Source organism: Thermus caldifontis (assembly GCF_003336745.1).
Classification (GTDB): Bacteria; Deinococcota; Deinococci; order Deinococcales; family Thermaceae; genus Thermus; species Thermus caldifontis.
The window spans coordinates 26762-39966 of record NZ_KZ851836.1 but is presented as its reverse complement, the minus strand read 5'-3'; the positions used below and the strand labels follow the sequence as shown (position 1 = coordinate 39966).

The following is a 13205-nucleotide window of genomic DNA, read 5'->3' as shown; positions in this document are numbered from 1 at the left end:
CCCTCCAGGCTACAAGACCTCCACCTCCACCCGCACAAGAGCCCGGGAGAGCCTCTCCATACCCTCTAGGAACTCCTCCTCCTGGATGGTCAAGGGTGGGGCCACGATGAGGATGTTGTGCTTGACCAGCAGGTAAACCCCCTCCTGCCACAGGGCCTTCTGCAAGCCCTGCATGGCAGGGCCTAAAGGAGCGTGCCAGGGGGAAAGGGGTTCTTTGCTGCCCCGGTCCCGTACCAGCTCCAAGGCGTAAAAAGCCCCAAGCCCCCGCACATCCCCCACCACGGGGTGCCGATCCTGCAAGGCTTTTAGGCTTTCCCGAAAGAAGCCCTCCATGGCCTGCACCCGTGGGAAAATGCCCTCCTCCTGGTAGGCCCGGAGGGTGGCCAGCCCCACCGCCACCGCCAGGGGATGGCCCGAGTAGGTATGCCCCGTGGGCACGGGGTTCTCGTCAAAGTAGCGGGCCAGGCTCTCCCGCACAAGCACCCCGCCCAGGGGCACGTAGGCGGAGGTCACCCCCTTGGCGAAGGTGATGAGGTCGGGAACCACGCCCAGGCGCTGGGCGGCAAAAGCGGCTCCCACGCGGCCAAAGCCGGTCATCACCTCGTCAAAGACCAGCAGGATGCCATGCCGGTCACACAGGGCCCGCACCCCTTCTAAATATCCCTCAGGGTAAACGATGACCCCATTGGAGCCCACCACCGGCTCCAGGAAGATGGCCGCCACCCGCTTGGGGTCCTCGTGGAGGAGGACCCTCTCCAGGTGGTCCAGGGCCCGGGCGACCTCCTCCTTAGGGTCTTCCGTGTAAAAGGGGCTCCGGTAGGGATAGGGGGCGAAGAAGTGAACCACCCCAGGAACGGTGCCCGGCTCCGCTGGCCAGCGGCGGTTCTCCCCAGTAAGGCTCGCCGAGGCATGGGTGGCCCCGTGGAAGGAGCGGTAGGCGGCCAACACCTTGAAGCGGCCTGTGAGGTGGCGCACGAACTTCAAGGCGTCCTCGTTGGCCTCGGTGCCTGAGGGGGTGAAGAACACCCGGGCTCCTTCCGGCCAGGGGGAAAGGTCGGAAAGGGTCTTGGCGAGAAGGGCCCTTTTGTCGTGGAAGAGGCTTGGGGCCGCGTAGGCCAAGGTGGCCGCCTGTTCGGCGATGGCCCGCACCAGCCTGGGGTGGCCATGGCCCAGGTTCAGGGCCACCAGGCCGCTGGAAAAGTCCAGGTAACGCCGCCCCTCCTCGTCGTAAAGCCAAACCCCTTCCCCCCGCACCACCAAGGGCGGGTTCAGGGGGCCCTGGGCCACCCAAGGGGTAAGGACGTGCTTCTTGTGCAGGGTCTTGAAGTCCATGGTTTCCCGAGTATAACCCGCTTTACCTAGGTCTAGCCTGGGCATAGGGAGGCTTGTGGGAGTAGCGATATTGCACTATCATTACCTACATGCGAGCGCTAGCCTTTCTCCTCCTCCTGGGCCTTCCCCTGAACCCCGCCCTAGCCCAGCTCTCCATTGCGGCCACCACCCCCATCCTGGGGGACCTGGTGCGGCAGGTGGGGGGAAACCGGGTAAGCGTGGTGAGCGTGGTTCCCCCAGGGGCCGACCCCCACACCTTTGAGCCCACCCCTGGCACCGCCAAGGCCCTGGCCCAAAGCCGGCTTCTCTTCGCCAATGGGCTTGGCCTCGAGGCCTTTTTGCCCAAGCTGCAAAACCTCCTCCCAAAAGGAGCCCGGGTGGTGAAGCTGGGGGAAGGCCAACCCGGCCTCATCTGCCAGGAGGACCACGAAGAAGCGGGGCACGAGGAGGACGGGCACGCCCATGGCCCCTGCAACCCCCACCTGTGGCTGGACCCCACCTACGCCTTGCGCTATGCCGAGCGCATCGCCCAGGAACTCTCCCGGCTGGATCCCCAAGGGAAAGCCCTCTACCAGGCCAACCTAAAGCGCTTCAAAACCGAGGTGGAAAAGCGCGATAAGGCCTTCCAGGCCTGCAACCTGAAGGGCCTCAAGGTGGTCACCCAACACGACGCCTTCACCTACTTTGCCCGCCGCTACGGCCTCAAGGTGGTGGGAAGCCTCACCGCTTCAGGGGCGCAGGAGGTGGGAAGCCAAGGCTTCCTGAGGCTTCTCAAGGAGGCCCGTCAAGAAGGGGTAAAGCTGGTCCTGGCTGAGCCCCAGTTCCAAGGCACGGCCCTTAAAGCCCTGGCCGAGGCCCTGGGGGCCCGGATCGCTGTGCTCTACACCGACACCCTAGACCGCAAGGTACCCAGCTATCTGGCGCTACTGGACCACAACCTGAAGGCCCTATGCCCATAATGGAGGCATGGGATTCAGGGAAGTCTTCGGCACCCTGCCCGAGGCCAGCGCCCAGGCCCCGGGCCGGGTGAACCTTTTGGGGGAACACACCGACTACCAGGAGGGCTACGTCCTTCCCACCCCTCTTTCCTACTTCACCCAGGTGGAGGCGGCCAAGGCCGAGGGGCGGGTGGAGGCTTATAGCGAGGAGCTAAAGGAGCTTAGGGCCCGGCCCCTGGGAAGCCCCGCTCAGGGGGACTTTCTGGACTATCTCCTGGGGGTGGTCTGGGCCTTGAGGGAGGCGGGGTACAAGGTGCCCGGGGCCCGGTTCTACATCCGCAGCCAGGTGCCCATGGGGGCCGGCCTTTCCAGCTCGGCGGCCCTCGAGGTGGCGGCGCTCAGGGCCCTGCGCACCCTTTACCGGCTGCCCCTTTCTGACAAGGAGATCGCCGTTTTGGGCCAGCGGGCCGAGGTGGAGTACGTGGGGGTGCGCTGCGGCATCATGGACCAGATGGCGGCTAGCCTAGGGGAAGTGGGCAAGGCGCTTTTCCTGGATACCCGCACCCTGGACCACGAGAACCTCCCCTTGCCGCCGGGAGTGAGGGTGGTGGTTTTGGATCTGGGGCTTGAGCGGCGCCTGGCGGAGGCCAGCTATAACCAAAGGCGACAGGAGGCAGAAGAGGCCGCCAGACGGCTTGGGGTGAGAAGCCTTAGGGATGTGGCCGACCTTTGCCTGGTGGAAAGCCTGTCCCCTCCTTTGGACAAGAGGGCCCGGCACATCGTGGCCGAAAACCTACGGGTGCTCCAGGGGGTAGAGGCCTTGCGCAAGGGGAACGCCAAGGCCTTTGGCGAGCTCATGGTGCAAAGCCATCGTTCCTTGGCGCAAAACTATGAGGTGAGCCTTCCCGAGCTGGATACCCTGGTGGAGGCCGCCCTGGAGGCTGGGGCCTACGGGGCCAAGCTTACGGGGGCAGGGTTCGGCGGGGCGGTGGTGGCTCTGGTGCCCGAAGGCCTTAGGGACCATTTCCAAAACACCCTCCTGGCCCGTTTCCCCCAGCTCCGCATCCTTTGACCCCCTAGCCCTCCAAGGCGGGTAAGCTATGGGTATGGAAAAGCCCAGCCTCCTCCCCCTCCTGGACGCCCGCCTACCCCTCACCGAGGAAGGCGTTGCCGAGGCCGCCCGCCTGGCCGGGGTGCCCCTCGCCCAAGCCTGGGGGGTGGTGCGCTACTACCCCCGCTACCGAGGGCTTCCCCAAGGAAGGCTTTTGGTGGACGACCCCGTGGCCCGGGCCCGGGGATTCGCCCGCCTTCTAGAAGGGGCCGACGGAACCCATCCGCCCCTGGGCCTCGAGGCCCTCTCCCCCATCCACGTGCGCATAGAGGGGAGGGAGCGGTATGTGGAACATCAGGGCCATCGGGTACCCTTTCAGGAGTTCCGCCTGCCCTTTCACCTGGGCCGTGGGGAAAGGCTTCTTCCCCCGGAACCCATCCTAGACCTGGAGGCATACCGAAGGAGGGGAGGGCTTGAGGGACTGAAAGGGCTCCTAGAGGGCAGGCTATCCCCGGTTGGCCTGATCCAGGCGGTGGAGGAGGCCGGGCTCCTGGGCCGGGGCGGGGCCGCCTTCCCCACCCACATCAAGATGCGGGCCGTGGCCCAGGGAGCGCCCCCCAAGTACCTGGTGGTGAACGCCGACGAGTCGGAACCCGGGAACTTCAAGGACCGTTTCCTCCTGGAGCACCATCCCTACTTGGTCCTCGAGGGGGCCCTTCTGGCCGCCTTGGCCACAGGAGCTAGCCGGGTCTTCCTCTACGTGCGGGACGAGTTTGAGGCCGCCATACAGGGCCTGGAAAAGGCCATCGCCGAACTGAAGGAAGCCGGTCGCCTCCCGGTCCCCACCGAGGTCTTTAGGAGCGGGGGCCTCTACATCTGCGGCGAGGAAACCGCCCTCCTGGAATCCATGGAAGGGAAAAGGGCCGAGCCCCGCCTAAAGCCTCCATTCCCCGTGGAGAAGGGCCTATGGGGAAGGCCCACCCTGGTGCAGAACGTGGAAACCTTGGCCAACCTGCCCCTAATCCTCAAGGAGGGCCCTGGCACCTGGCGGCAAAAGGAGCCTAAGCTCTTCTCCATTAGCGGGGACGTGGCCAGGCCTGGGCTCTATGAGCTTCCCCTGGGCACTCCCTTAGAAGACGCGGTGCGCATGGCCGGGGGTGAGCCAGGAGAACTGAGGGCCGTGCTCCTAGGCGGGGCCGCTGGAGTGTTCACCCGTGAACTTACCTTCCCCTTGCGCTATAGGGAGAGGCTCCCCCTAGGGGCCGGGGCCATCGTGGCCTTTGGCCAGGGGGTGGACCTGTGGGAAGTCCTCCTGGGGCTTGTCGAGTTTTTCCGGGAGGAGTCGTGCGGAAAATGCTTCCCCTGCCCCCTGGGCACGGCGGTGCAGGTGGAGATGGTGCGGCGGCGGGAACGGAGCAAGGCTTTGGTGCAAGACCTAGCCCAGACCTTAAAGGGAAGCCTCTGTGGCTTGGGCCAATCCGCCTACTGGGCCTACCAAAGCCTACTGGAGGTGGAAGGTGCGGCTTAAGGTGAACGGACGCCAGGTGGAGGCGAAGGAGGGCACCCTTCTTCTGGATCTGGTAGAGGTTCCCACCCTCTGCCACCATCACCACACGGAAACCAAGGGGTTGTGCCGGCTCTGCCTGGTGGAGGTGAATGGCCGCCTCCTGCCTGCCTGCGCCACCCAGGCCCAGGAGGGCATGGAGGTGAGGACCGACACGGAGGACCTAAAGGCCCTCCGCCGGACCCTCCTGGAGTGGCTGGCCCTGAGCACCGACTTAAGCCAAGCACCCGCCCTCCTGGAGCTCCTCGAGGCCCACCAGGGCCAACCCCAGCGCTGGGGTAGCCTCCCCGTGACCCGAAGGGAACGGGAGCCCATCCGGGACAACCCCTTTTTCCTACGGGACTACGCCAAGTGCGTGAACTGCCGCCGTTGCGTGGACGCCTGTGGGGATGGGATCATGGGGGTCTACGCCCTGACCCTCGAGGACCGGGGCCTCCTCGCCCACCCCACCACCCCCCTGGACCGGCCCCTTCCCGGAACGCCCTGCGTCTTCTGCGGCAACTGCGTGCAGGTATGCCCCACAGGGGCCCTCAGGCCCTTGAGCATGGAGGTGTGAGATGCGCACCACCTGTCCCTACTGCGGCGTGGGTTGCCAGGTGGAACCCACGGTAAGGGAGGGCCGCATCGTCCAGGTGTTGGCCCCGGATATCCCTCCCAACCACGGGGCCCTCTGCGTGAAGGGCCGCTTTGGGCTGGACTTCCCCTTCTCGGAAAAGCGCCTCCTCTACCCCATGGTGCGGGAAGACCGCCACCAGCCCTTCCGTCGGGTTAGCTGGGAGGAAGCCCTGGACTACACGGCCCACAAGCTTCTCGCCGTGCTGAAAAGGCGGGGGCCCGAGGCCATGGCCGTCTTCCCCTCCGCCAAGACCACCAACGAGGAGGTCTACCTGGCCCAGAAGCTAGCCCGGGCCCTTCTCGGCACCAACCACGTGGACCACTGTTCCCGCCTTTGCCACTCCTCCTCCACCGCCGCCCTTTCCCGCTCCCTGGGCGGGGCCAGCATGACCAACCCCCTAGAGGACATCGGGAAGACCGACCTCTTCCTGGTGGTGGGCTCCAACACCACGGAAACCCACCCGGTGATCGGGGCCATGATCAAAAAAAGGGTCCGGCAAGGGGCCAAGCTCCTCGTGGTGGACCCCCGGTACACGGGCATGGCCGAGGCGGCTACCCTTTGGCTCCGCCCCCGCCCAGGCACGGACCTTTTCCTCTTCAACGCCATGGCCCGGTTCATCCTGGGGGAAGGACTCTGGGACCAGAGCTACGTGGAGGAGCGCACCGAGGGTTTCGCAGAGTGGCAAGCCTCCTTGGAGCCCTACACCCTGGAGGAGGCCGAGCGCATCACGGGGGTGGAAAGGGAGAAGATCGCTCTGGCCGCCAGGCTCTACGCCACCACGGAAAGGGCCGGGGCCTACTGGGCCATGGGCCTCACCCAACACACCAAGGGAACCGCCACCGTCCAGGCCCTGGTGAACCTGGCCCTCCTCACGGGGAAGGTGGGCAAGGAGGGAGCGGGCTTAAACCCCTTAAGGGGCCAGAACAACGTGCAGGGGGCGGGGGACATGGGGGGCTTGCCCGATGTCTTCCCTGGGTACCTAAAGGTGTCGGACGAAACAGCCCGGAAACGCTTTGAAGCCCTCTGGGGGGTGGGGTTGAACCCCGAGCCCGGCCTGCGCATGACCGAGGTCTTTGAGGCCATCCCCCAGGTGGAGGCCATCTACCTGATCGGCGAGGACCCCGTGACCAGCGAGCCCTACCAGGACCACCTGAAGGCCAAGCTGGAGGCCCTTCCCTTTCTCGTGATCCAGGACATCCTGGAAAACGAAACCACCCCCTTCGCCCACGTGGTCCTACCCGCGGCCAGCTTCCTGGAAAAGGAGGGCACCTTTACCAACACCGACCGCCGGGTGCAACGGGTACGGAAAATCCTAGAACCTCCCGGGGAGGCCAAGCCCGACTGGTGGATCCTCCAGGAGCTGGGGAAGCGCCTGGCCCAGGCCTTGGGCCGTCCCTGGGCCCTCTACCCTGGTCCTGAGGCCATTTGGGAGGAAATCCGCCAAGCTGTTCCCGAAATGATGGGCGGGATCACCTACCGGCGCCTGGAGGGCGAGGGCGTCCGCTGGCCCTGCCCCCAGGAGGACCACCCGGGGGAGGCGGTGCTTTTTCGAGAACGCTTCAACACCCCCTCGGGAAAGGCCCGCTTCATCCCCGTGGACTTCACTCCCCCGGTGGAGACCCCCTCACCGGAGTACCCCCTTGTCCTCTCCACCGGCCGGGTGCTGTATCACTGGCACGGGGGCACCCTAAGCCGCAATAGCCAGCTTAAGGAGGCCTACCCGGAGCTCAAGGTGGAGGTAAACCCCAAGGATGCGGAAAGGCTTGGCATCCAAGACGGCGAGATCGTCCAGGTGGTGGGCCGCCGGGGCCGGATCCGGGCCCGGGCCTGGGTCACGGACCGCACCCCCGAAGGGGTGGTCTATGCGCCCTTCCACTTCGCCGAGGCCCCCGCCAACCGCCTCACCTTAAACGCCCTGGACCCCATAAGCCGCATCCCCGAGTACAAGGTGAGCGCGGTGCGGCTGGAGAAGCTGGACTAGCTTCTCTTCCTTTTACCACCGCAAGAGAGCCCAGCCCGTCAGGTTGGCGCGGTCCTAGACCGTGGGGAAGGCGAAGCTCTCATACCCCAGTTCCGCCACGGCAAACCAGCGGTACTCCTCGTTCCTGAAAGCCCAGTAGGCGCTATATACCTTGCGGTAGGTGGCGTCCTTGGCCGCCTGCTCCTCATAGAGGGCCTGGGCCTCCTCGAGGGCCTTCCGCATGATCTCCGAGGGCCAGCGGCGCAGGCGCACCCCCGCCTTGAGGAGGCGGTTCAGGGCCCGAGGATTCTGGGCGTCGTACTTGGCCATCATGGTGAGGTTGACCTCCACCGCCGCCACCTGGAAGGCCTCCTGGAACTCCTTGGGAAGCTTCTGCCACTCCCTCTGCGACACCAGGAAGGAAAGCTGGGCGCTGGGCTCCCAAAAGGAGGGGTAGTAGTAGTACCGGGCCACTTTGTAAAAGCCCAGCTTCTCGTCGTCATAGGGGCCGGAGAACTCGGTGGCGTCTATGGTACCCCGCTCCAGGGCCGGGTAGATATCCCCGGCGGCCAGGGTCTGGGGCACCACCCCGAGCCTTCCCATCACCATGCCTCCCAGCCCCGGGATGCGCATGCGCAGGCCCTTGAGGTCCGCCAGGGTCTTGATCTCCTTGCGGAACCATCCCCCCATCTGGGCCCCGGTGTTGCCCCCGGGGAACTGGACCACCCCGAAGTCGGCATAGACCGCCCGCAGGAGCTCCAAGCCTCCCCCATACCGCATCCAAGCGTTGTGCTGCCGGTAGGTCATGCCGAAGGGCACGCCCCCATCAAAGGCCAAGGTGGGGTTCTTTCCCACGTAGAAGGGGCCGTAGGTGTGCCCAGCCTCCACGGTGCCCTGCTGCACCGCATCCAGCACCTGGCCCCCGGGGACGATCTCCCCCGCCTGGTAAACCCGAATCTGAAAGCGGTCCCCGGTGAGCTCCGCCACTCGCTTGGCCAAATCCTCAGCACCCCCATAGAGGGTGTCCAGGCTCTTGGGGTAGCTGGACACAAGCCGCCAACGCACCTGAGGGGTAGCCTGGGCAAAAGCCCTGTAGGAGAGGCTAGCCGCCAGGCCCACCCCCACCTTCTTGAGGAACTGCCTCCGTTTCATGCCTCACCCCTTTTCGTTGTATAAGTATACACGAAGGTACAGGCTAGCCCTGGCCTTCCCCTCCAGGCTTACCTGCCAAAAGCCTCTCCACCTGCGCCAGTAGGGCCTGGGCTTCAAAGGGCTTGCCCAAAAAAGCCTGCGCCCCCGCCTCGAGGGCCTCCCGCCGGCTTTTCTCGGAAACGCTAGCGGAAAGGGCCAGGATGGGGGTGGGAAGGCCAAGCCGCCGCACCGTTTGGATCACCTCCAGGCCCGAAACCTCCGGCATCACCAGGTCGCATACCAAAAGGTCATAAGCCTGGGAAAGCTTTGCCACGGCAGCCCGGCCCGAAGCCGCCCACTCCACCTGGTGCCCCGCCCGCTCCAGGATGCGGCGCACCAGGTGTGCCACCAAGGGCTCGTCCTCAACCAGCAGGATGCGGGCCATATAGGGGCAGGATAACCCTAAAGAGGCTTCCCTTTCCCTCCTCGCTTTCCACCTCAATCCGTCCCCCGTGGGCCTCCACGATGTGCTTGGAGATGAAAAGGCCAAGCCCAGTCCCCGCCACCCCCCGGGTCTGGGCGTTTTTGGCCCGGGCATAGCGTTGGAATAGGTTGGGAAGCTCATCCTTGGGGATGCCGGGACCGGTGTCCTCCACCTCCACCACCAGGCCTCCTCCCCTTTCCTTGGCCGCCAAACGCACCCGGCCTCCTGGAGGGGTGAACTTGAAGGCGTTGGAGAGCAGGTTCCCCACCACCTGGACCATCCGGTCGGGATCCGCCTCCAAAAGGGACAGGTCCTCGATTTCCACCGTAAAGGCCACCCCCGATAGCCGGGCCACCCCCTGAAAACTCCGCGCCAAATCCAGCAACAAGGGCTTGAGGTTTACCGGCCTTTTGGAAACCTCAAACCGCCCCGCCTCGAGGCGGCTGGTGTCCAGGAGGTTATCCACCATGGTCTTGAGGCGGAACGAGCTCTCCAAGATCAGGTCCACCGATTCCCGGGCGGTTTCGGAAAGCTCCTCCTCCCTTAAGAGCTCCGCCAACCCCATGATCACCGCCAGAGGGGTCCTGAGCTCATGGCTCACCGCGGCGATGAACTCCCCCTTGAGCCGGTCCGCCTCCAACCTGGGCCTAAGGTCATGAAGGTCCACCACCACCCCCCGCACCCGGGGATCCTCCAAGAGGTTCCGCCCCCAGGCCTCCATGGGAATGGGGGTGCCATCCGCATGCAGGACCCGGAACTCCCCCGTGCGCACCTCCGAGGGGGAAGAAAGAAGCTCGCGGAAAAGCCTCTCCGCCAAGGGCCGGTCTTCGGGATGGACGAAATCCAGGCCGTGCACCATGCCCCTCTTGTACCCCTCGGGATCGTAGCCCAGCACATGGCGCACGCTGGCGCTCACAAAGCGGATGATCCCCTCCCGGTCCAGCACGTAGATAACATCCTGGGAATGCTCCAAAAGGGCCTTGAGGCGCCCCTCCTCCAGCTCCAGAAGCTCTAAGAAGCGGGCCTTCTGCACGGATAGGGCCAAGAGGGTCCCCACCTGGGCCAGGCGGGCAAGCAGCCTTTCGGAAAAGCGCCGCTCCTTCCGGTACCCCAATAGCACCGCACCCCGGGCCTCCCCTGCCCCAAAGGGCACCACCAAGGCGCTTTTGAGCCCAAGGGCCTCGGCCAAAGCGCAGTCCTCAGGGCCCAGGGTCTCGGCCCCCAAGGGGGTAAGCGCCCCTTCCTGCCCAACCCCCACGCGGTCCAGGGCCCTCCGCAGAAGGTTCGGCTGGGAAAGTTCCCCGGGAAAGGTGCAGGTGGCGTAGAGCACCCTCGGCACCCCCTCCAGCTCGAGGACAAAAAGCCCCTCATCGGCGGCGAAAAGGCCCTTAAGGCGCTCCACCACCCCTCGGCCCAAGGCGGCGAGGCCCCGCTCCCGCAGGGCCTCCTGGGCCAGGTCCACCAGGGATCGGGTGAAGGCCACCTGGTCCCTGAGGGCCCGCTCCATACGGGTGCGCTCGCTGATGTCGTGGAGAACCAGGATGCGCATCCCCTCCAACCTTTTGCCCCGAACGCTATAGGTGGCACCCCCCAGGCTCACCTCCACCCGCCCCCCTTCCAAGGCCGGCTGCAGGCTTCCGGGAAGGTCCTCGAGGGCCATCTCACGGCTTAGACCCAGGGCCTCCCGGGCCCGGCTGTTGGCGTAGCCCCCCTCGCCAAAGAGCACCACCACCCCATCGGGAAGCTCCTCCAGAATCTCCGAAAGCCGCTTCCTCTCCGCCGCCAGGGCCAAGGACAGCTGGGTCTTCTCTCGGTAGAGTTGGGCGTTCCTAAGGGCTACCCCTGCCACCCCGGCCAGAAGCTCCACATACCGCACCTCCTCCTCGCTCACCGCAGGCCCCCCGGGCCCGTGGTCCACCGCCACCGCCCCCAAGGGTTCCCCCTCCGCCAGGATGGGCACAAAGGCCACCCGAGCCCCCACCTCGGGAACCATATGGGGCGGAAGCTGCTCCCTGTCCACCAAAAGGGTCCTTCCCTCGCGCACCGCCCGCGCCAAAGGGTCCGAGGAAGCCCCAAGGGGAAGGCGGATACGGCTACGGCCCTCCGTCCAGTAAAGGGCTTCCCCCTTAAGGGTCAAATACCCTTCCAAATAACCGCCCAAGCGGTCCGGCCCCTCCCCTTGGATCAAGGCCACGGTGACCCGGAAAAAGCCAAACCGCTCCGAGAGGGAACGGGCCAGGGTTTCCAGCACCGCCCTGGGCTCCAGGACCCGCCCCACCTCCCGGGCCAGGGTGGTCACGTGGGAAAGCGCCTCCACGTGGCGGGATAGCTGGGCAAAGGCCCGGTTGCGCTCCGCCAAGAGCTCGCCGTTTTTGAGGGCCAAGGCGGTGAGCTGGGCCAGGAGGGGAAGGAGGGGTCTTAGGCCTTGGGGAACCCCTTCCAGGCTGAGTACCCCCTTAGGGGTAAACCGGGCACAACTGGGGCACACCAGGACCCGGGTTTCCCGGCTCGCCCTGGGCCGTTCCGTACACCGAGCCTCGGGATCCGCCCAGCAGTAGGAGGTCTCCTCCCCAACCACGGGCAAAAGCCACTCCTCGCCCCGCTTCACCGGCCCTTCGGCGAAAAAGGCCTCCTGCACAGGCCCCTTGGCATGTAGGGGAAGGGCGATGGAGGAAACCGTGTAATGCCGCCCCCGGCCCGAGGCCACCTCCCCCATAAGCTCCCGGGTTCCCCGGTGGTAGAGGAAAAGGGCCGCCCGCTCTACCCCTTCGTCGGTGGCCACCTCGAGGAGGTGGCGCAATATCTGCACCGGCTCCAAATCCTTCAATAGCGCCCGTTGAAAACGGCCAAGAATCTCCAGCTGACCCACGGATCGCATCTAGCTCCAATGGTAGCATGGTGGCGGGGTTGCAAGGGGAGGGGCACAATCTTAGACTGGGTCAAAGAGTAGGGCCCCTGGCCCCTAGGGGAGGAAAGCCATGCCCATAGACTTTAGCCTCACCGAGGAACAACGGCAGCTTCAGGCCCTGGCCCGGCGCTTCGCCAAAGAGGTGATCCTGCCCGTGGCCCAGGAGTACGACGAGAAGGAGGAGGTGCCCTGGCCGGTCATAGAGAAACTCCACGAGGTGGGTCTTTTGAACGCCATCATCCCCGAGGAATACGGAGGAATGGGCCTCAAGATGCTGGACGAGGTCATCGTGGGGGAGGAGCTGGCCTACGCCTGCATGGGCATCTACACCATCCCCATGGCCAGCGACCTGGGGATCACCCCCGTGCTCTTGGCGGGGACCGAGGAACAAAAGCGTCGTTTCCTTACCCCCCTCACACAAAAGCCCGCCCTGGCGGCCTTCGCCCTCAGCGAGCCGGGGAACGGTTCCGATGCCGCGGCCCTCAAGACCCGGGCCGTGCGCCAGGGGGACCATTACGTGCTAAACGGCACCAAGATGTGGATCTCCAACGGTGGGGAGGCCGAGTGGGTGGTGGTCTTCGCCACCTTAAACCCCGAACTTCGCCACAAGGGGGTGGTGGCCCTGGTGGTGGAGAAGGGCACCCCGGGGTTCAGTGCCGTGAAGATCCACGGGAAGATGGGGCAAAGGGCCTCGGGAACCTATGAGTTGGTGTTTGAAGATGTCAAAGTGCCCGTTCAGAATCGCCTGGGGGAGGAAGGCGAGGGGTTCAAAATCGCCATGAACACCCTCAACAAGACCCGCATCCCCGTGGCCGCGGGCAGCGTGGGCGTGGCCAGGCGAGCGCTGGACGAAGCCAAAAAGTACGCAAAAGAGCGGGAGGCCTTCGGCCAGCCCATCGCGGGCTTCCAGGCCATCCAGTTCAAGCTGGCGGATATGCTGATGGGCATTGAAACCGCCCGCATGTACACCTACTACGCCGCCTGGCTGGTGGACCGGGGTCTTCCCCACGCTCACGCCAGCGCCATCGCCAAGGCCTACGCCTCGGAGATCGCTTTTGAGGCCGCCAACCAGGCCATCCAGATCCACGGGGGTTACGGGTACGTGCGGGAGTTCCCCGTGGAAAAACTCCTGAGGGACGTAAAGCTCAACCAGATCTACGAGGGCACCAACGAGATCCAAAGGCTCATCATCGCCAGGCACATCCTGGCGGAATAGGAGGC

At 65.4% G+C, this 13205-nt stretch carries 10 protein-coding genes; 6 read left to right on the top strand and 4 right to left on the bottom strand.

The window, feature by feature from the left end:
- Nucleotides 1-9: 9 nt before the first annotated feature.
- Nucleotides 10-1332 (bottom strand): aminotransferase class III-fold pyridoxal phosphate-dependent enzyme, encoded by a 1323-nt coding sequence (locus tag DK874_RS01305; protein ID WP_114312090.1) that lies wholly within the window; start codon nt 1330-1332, stop codon nt 10-12.
- Nucleotides 1333-1421: 89 nt separating this feature from the next.
- Here DK874_RS01305 and DK874_RS01300 point away from each other — a divergent pair, with 89 nt between their 5' ends.
- Genes DK874_RS01300 through fdhF form a run of 5 tightly spaced genes read left to right on the top strand, consistent with a single transcriptional unit; the run spans nt 1422 to nt 7482 of the window.
- Entirely contained in the window at nt 1422-2291 is an 870-nt protein-coding gene (locus tag DK874_RS01300) for a metal ABC transporter substrate-binding protein (protein ID WP_114312056.1), read from the top strand.
- 7 nt (nt 2292-2298) lie between these two features.
- Nucleotides 2299-3342, top strand: coding sequence for a galactokinase (gene galK / locus DK874_RS01295; RefSeq protein WP_114312054.1), 1044 nt, complete (start codon nt 2299-2301; stop codon nt 3340-3342).
- A 34-nt stretch (nt 3343-3376) separates the two neighbouring features.
- Complete coding sequence (locus DK874_RS01290) at nt 3377-4849, top strand: NADH-ubiquinone oxidoreductase-F iron-sulfur binding region domain-containing protein (protein WP_114312051.1); 1473 nt, start codon at nt 3377-3379, stop codon at nt 4847-4849.
- Nucleotides 4839-5441: a 2Fe-2S iron-sulfur cluster-binding protein gene (locus DK874_RS01285; RefSeq protein WP_114312049.1), complete on the top strand. Its 603-nt coding sequence runs from the start codon at nt 4839-4841 to the stop codon at nt 5439-5441. Before DK874_RS01290 ends, DK874_RS01285 begins: the two co-directional genes overlap by 11 nt.
- A 1-nt stretch (nt 5442) precedes the next feature.
- Complete coding sequence (gene fdhF / locus DK874_RS01280; RefSeq protein WP_114312046.1) at nt 5443-7482, top strand: formate dehydrogenase subunit alpha; 2040 nt, start codon at nt 5443-5445, stop codon at nt 7480-7482.
- Nucleotides 7483-7536: 54 nt separating this feature from the next.
- On the opposite strand, the gene DK874_RS01275 is transcribed toward fdhF, so the two are convergent.
- From DK874_RS01275 to DK874_RS01265, 3 genes are read right to left on the bottom strand one after another with little or no spacing between them, the layout of a single operon-like run.
- The gene (locus DK874_RS01275) at nt 7537-8613 is read right to left on the bottom strand and encodes a TRAP transporter substrate-binding protein (protein WP_114312044.1); all 1077 of its coding nucleotides are present in this window, start codon (nt 8611-8613) and stop codon (nt 7537-7539) included.
- Nucleotides 8614-8656: 43 nt separating this feature from the next.
- Nucleotides 8657-9037, bottom strand: a complete 381-nt coding sequence (locus DK874_RS01270; protein WP_114312042.1) for a response regulator transcription factor — start codon at nt 9035-9037, stop codon at nt 8657-8659.
- Nucleotides 9015-11954 carry a sensor histidine kinase gene (locus tag DK874_RS01265; RefSeq protein ID WP_114312039.1) on the bottom strand — a complete coding sequence of 980 codons (2940 nt, stop codon included), beginning with the start codon at nt 11952-11954 and terminating at the stop codon, nt 9015-9017. Before DK874_RS01265 ends, DK874_RS01270 begins: the two co-directional genes overlap by 23 nt.
- A 100-nt stretch (nt 11955-12054) precedes the next feature.
- On the opposite strand from DK874_RS01265, the gene DK874_RS01260 reads away from it, so the two are divergent.
- Nucleotides 12055-13200: an acyl-CoA dehydrogenase family protein gene (locus DK874_RS01260; protein WP_114312037.1), complete on the top strand. Its 1146-nt coding sequence runs from the start codon at nt 12055-12057 to the stop codon at nt 13198-13200.
- Nucleotides 13201-13205: the final 5 nt, after the last annotated feature.

Excerpts from the sequence above, each read along its gene's own strand:
- DK874_RS01305 (WP_114312090.1), bottom strand. The coding sequence starts at position 1,332 with ATGGACTTCAAGACCCTGCACAAGAAGCACGTCCTTACCCCTTGGGTG.
- DK874_RS01300 (WP_114312056.1), top strand. The coding sequence starts at position 1,422 with ATGCGAGCGCTAGCCTTTCTCCTCCTCCTGGGCCTTCCCCTGAACCCC.
- galK (WP_114312054.1), top strand. The coding sequence starts at position 2,299 with ATGGGATTCAGGGAAGTCTTCGGCACCCTGCCCGAGGCCAGCGCCCAG.
- DK874_RS01290 (WP_114312051.1), top strand. The coding sequence starts at position 3,377 with ATGGAAAAGCCCAGCCTCCTCCCCCTCCTGGACGCCCGCCTACCCCTC.
- fdhF (WP_114312046.1), top strand. The coding sequence starts at position 5,443 with ATGCGCACCACCTGTCCCTACTGCGGCGTGGGTTGCCAGGTGGAACCC.
- DK874_RS01275 (WP_114312044.1), bottom strand. The coding sequence starts at position 8,613 with ATGAAACGGAGGCAGTTCCTCAAGAAGGTGGGGGTGGGCCTGGCGGCT.
- DK874_RS01270 (WP_114312042.1), bottom strand. The coding sequence starts at position 9,037 with ATGGCCCGCATCCTGCTGGTTGAGGACGAGCCCTTGGTGGCACACCTG.
- DK874_RS01265 (WP_114312039.1), bottom strand. The coding sequence starts at position 11,954 with ATGCGATCCGTGGGTCAGCTGGAGATTCTTGGCCGTTTTCAACGGGCG.
- DK874_RS01260 (WP_114312037.1), top strand. The coding sequence starts at position 12,055 with ATGCCCATAGACTTTAGCCTCACCGAGGAACAACGGCAGCTTCAGGCC.